Here is a 2,931-nt window from a genome sequence, read left to right on the forward strand (position 1 = left end):
TATTGTACAATACGCGAGCGGGGACGCTCGCACTACAATAAAAAAAATGCTTTTTACAAAACTGAGATGCTCCCAGGGTGTGATAAAAAGATGTCGTAGGTATTGTCAACCATCCTGAGCTAAAATCCACTGACTGAGGCTGTATGGGTGGAGAGTTTGCCTACAGTTGCATTATTTGTTTTAACGGGTATTATTTGCAAAAACCGATTTTATCTATTTGCCAATTCGTGCTAAAATCATACCTAACTGAACTGCAATTACTCCTAGTATGGCACTGCCTGCCCAGTAAAAAGCGGCGATGCTGTAAGCTCGATCGCGCCACAAGACATTCGTCTCTAAACCGTAAGTTGAAAAAGTAGTATAAGCTCCCAAAAAGCCCGTTGCTACCATTAACCTTACTTCCGACGGAATAGTCGGCACTCGTTCAAAAGCGAGGGTGATAAAAAATCCCATAGCCAAGCAACCCGTGATGTTAATAAAAAAAGTTCCGTAGGGAAAAGCCGTCCCGAAACGATTGGCAAACCACAAGGTGATATAATACCGGCTCAAAGCGCCGGCAACGGCACCTAAACTAATTGCGATCGGGTGGCGCAGATTGGGGTCTTGCAGCATACAGCTATTAAATATTTGCTAGTCGAAATTGAGATGAATTTAAAAATCAGCGGACTTATGTAAAGTATTGTAGGATTAAATTGGCGATCGCTCTAGCTGTTCGCAATTAAAATTAAGAGAGAGTATTTATGCAAATTGTGCTGGCTACCTTAGACGATGGCTTAGTTAGAGCGTGGGAAAGCACTTGCGGCAGTATGGAAAATGTCAAGATACATCACGGTTCCATATTTGATGTGAAATGCGATGCTATTGTTAGTCCGGGGAATAGTTTTGGTTTCATGGACGACGGCTTAGAGTTAGAAATTTCGGAATATTTTGGAGGGCAGGTTCTGGAACGCTTGCAAAAACTAATTCAGGCTCGACATCACGGCGAACTATTAGTAGGAATGGCAGAAATTGTAGACACCGATCATGCTGAAATTCCCTATTTAATAGCGGCCCCAATTATGCGCGTTCCCACAGTTTTAAGAGAAACAGTAAATGTTTATCTCGCAACCCGCGCTATTTTGACTCTCGTAAAATTTGGCTCAGTCCCAGATGGAACGCCAGTCAAACATATCATTGAAACAATCGCTATTCCCGGCATGGGTACGGGAAGGGGCAAAGTGCCGCCACATATCTGCGCCAATCAGATGAAAATTGCGCTCGAAGATATCCTCTTATCTCAGTACGAATTTCCTCAATCTTTGCTGCACGCTCAAAAGCGTCACCACTTGTTATATACGGAGGATAGCGAAGATTTGCAGTTGGAAAATTGAAACTATTAAATTTGTCCGTTTTATTGTGTTGAGGAACCAAGTTTATTGGTGTGTGTTTTTTTAGGTAGAGAGACTTATACCAATCCTTGCAGGAGTCGTAAGCTTTTTACCCCACCCCAACCCTCCCCTTATCAAGGGGAGGGAGTAAGAAATTCACAAATGATTTAGGATTGCTATATCACAAATTTAAGTGCGCTAAACCGTACCTACAAGTTGGCGGTATCCTACACACGAGAGCAACTTTGGTAGATATAATGTAATAGAACTGAGGTCATTCCAACTAGGTAAGCGCGGATACAAAAGTTGATAAAGCTGGAACAAAAATTGCCTAGTTCTTATTAAATGCCAGAATTCCTTCTGGCGCTACACCTACAAAGTCTGTATAAAAGACCACAATTCCTTCTGGCGCTACACCTACAAAGTCTGCATCCAGGGACTGTGAGATTTTTTGAAAATGTTTACTCACACAGGAGAAGATTGATATGACAGATCCAAAAGTAACCGAGGAACCAGTTTTAGAGGCAACTATCGAAACGACGGAGCTCGTCAAACAAGAGATGCCCGACGCGACTGATGAGGCGATCGCAGAAACTGCGGCGCTGTTTGAAGCAATTAAAAAACGCGCCACCGCCGAAGTGCAAGCAGCGGGCGAACTCACCCGCGAAGCTTATTTAAAAGCTGTCAATAAGGCCTCCGGGGCGATCGAAGAAAATAAGGATCTCGCCCACGAGAGATTCACAGAAGCAGTCAGGCTGATTAAAAAAGAAACTGAGAAAAATTGGCTGGTGGTAGATGCGATTAAAACGCGGGCGCAAGCGCAGGTGCAAGATGCCGGCGAAGTCAGTCGCGAAGCTTATTTGAAAGCAGTGCGACAAGCGCGAGAAGCGGTGGAACAAAATAAATTGATCGAACGCGATCGCATCGAACAAGCTGTTGACCACATTCACACGGAAGCTGAAAAGAATTGGCACCTTATTGTGAAGCAAATTGAGTCGATCGGCACTCGCTTGACGGATGCGGCTAAGTCTGCATGGAACGCGCTGACGGCGTTTTTTGACAAGAAGGATTAAACTCAGATATGACACCATTTTAAAGAACAGGCAAGATGCCTGTTCCACAAAGATTGAATTTTCTTGTGGAACAGGCATCTTGGCTGTTGATATTTAAAGCACAGGCAAGATGCCTGTTCCACAAAGATTGAATTTTCTTGTGGCACAGACATCTTGGCTGTTGATATTTAAAGCACAGGCAAGATGCCTGTTCCACAAAGATTGAATTTTCTTGTGGCACAGACATCTTGGCTGTTGATATTTAAAGCACAGGCAAGATGCCTGTTCCACAAAGATTGAATTTTCTTGTGGCACAGACATCTTGGCTGTTGATATTTAAAGCACAGGCAAGATGCCTGTTCCACAAAGATTGAATTTTCTTGTGGAACAGGCATCTTGCCTGTTCATATTTAAAGCACAGGCAAGATGCCTGTGCCACAAAGATTGAATTTTCTTGTGGAACAGGCATCTTGCCTGTTCATATTTAAAGCACAGGCAAGATGCCTGTGCCA

At 43.5% G+C, this 2,931-nt stretch carries 4 protein-coding genes; 2 read left to right on the forward strand and 2 right to left on the reverse strand.

Going from position 1 to position 2,931, the window contains the following annotated elements:
- Window positions 1-213: 213 nt before the first annotated feature.
- Window positions 214-612: a fluoride efflux transporter CrcB gene (gene crcB, locus QT992_RS33125; protein WP_333151111.1), complete on the reverse strand. Its 399-nt coding sequence runs from the start codon at window positions 610-612 to the stop codon at window positions 214-216.
- A 128-nt stretch (window positions 613-740) separates the two neighbouring features.
- On the opposite strand from crcB, the gene QT992_RS33130 reads away from it, so the two are divergent.
- Together QT992_RS33130 and QT992_RS33135 are read left to right on the forward strand one after the other, a co-directional pair.
- Window positions 741-1,370, forward strand: a complete 630-nt coding sequence (locus QT992_RS33130; RefSeq protein WP_333343057.1) for a macro domain-containing protein — start codon at window positions 741-743, stop codon at window positions 1,368-1,370.
- 482 nt (window positions 1,371-1,852) lie between these two features.
- Complete coding sequence (locus QT992_RS33135; RefSeq protein ID WP_333322633.1) at window positions 1,853-2,440, forward strand: hypothetical protein; 588 nt, start codon at window positions 1,853-1,855, stop codon at window positions 2,438-2,440.
- A gap of 167 nt (window positions 2,441-2,607) precedes the next feature.
- On the opposite strand, the gene QT992_RS33140 is transcribed toward QT992_RS33135, so the two are convergent.
- The gene (locus tag QT992_RS33140) at window positions 2,608-2,814 is read right to left on the reverse strand and encodes a hypothetical protein (protein WP_333378722.1); all 207 of its coding nucleotides are present in this window, start codon (window positions 2,812-2,814) and stop codon (window positions 2,608-2,610) included.
- Between the last annotated feature and the right edge of the window lie 117 nt (window positions 2,815-2,931).

The sequence above is a fragment of the Microcoleus sp. T3_D1 genome, from assembly GCF_036700405.1.
In the GTDB taxonomy this organism is placed as follows: domain Bacteria; phylum Cyanobacteriota; class Cyanobacteriia; order Cyanobacteriales; family Microcoleaceae; genus Microcoleus.

Excerpts from the sequence above, each read along its gene's own strand:
- crcB (WP_333151111.1), bottom strand. The coding sequence starts at position 612 with ATGCTGCAAGACCCCAATCTGCGCCACCCGATCGCAATTAGTTTAGGT.
- QT992_RS33130 (WP_333343057.1), top strand. The coding sequence starts at position 741 with ATGCAAATTGTGCTGGCTACCTTAGACGATGGCTTAGTTAGAGCGTGG.
- QT992_RS33135 (WP_333322633.1), top strand. The coding sequence starts at position 1,853 with ATGACAGATCCAAAAGTAACCGAGGAACCAGTTTTAGAGGCAACTATC.
- QT992_RS33140 (WP_333378722.1), bottom strand. The coding sequence starts at position 2,814 with ATGCCTGTTCCACAAGAAAATTCAATCTTTGTGGAACAGGCATCTTGC.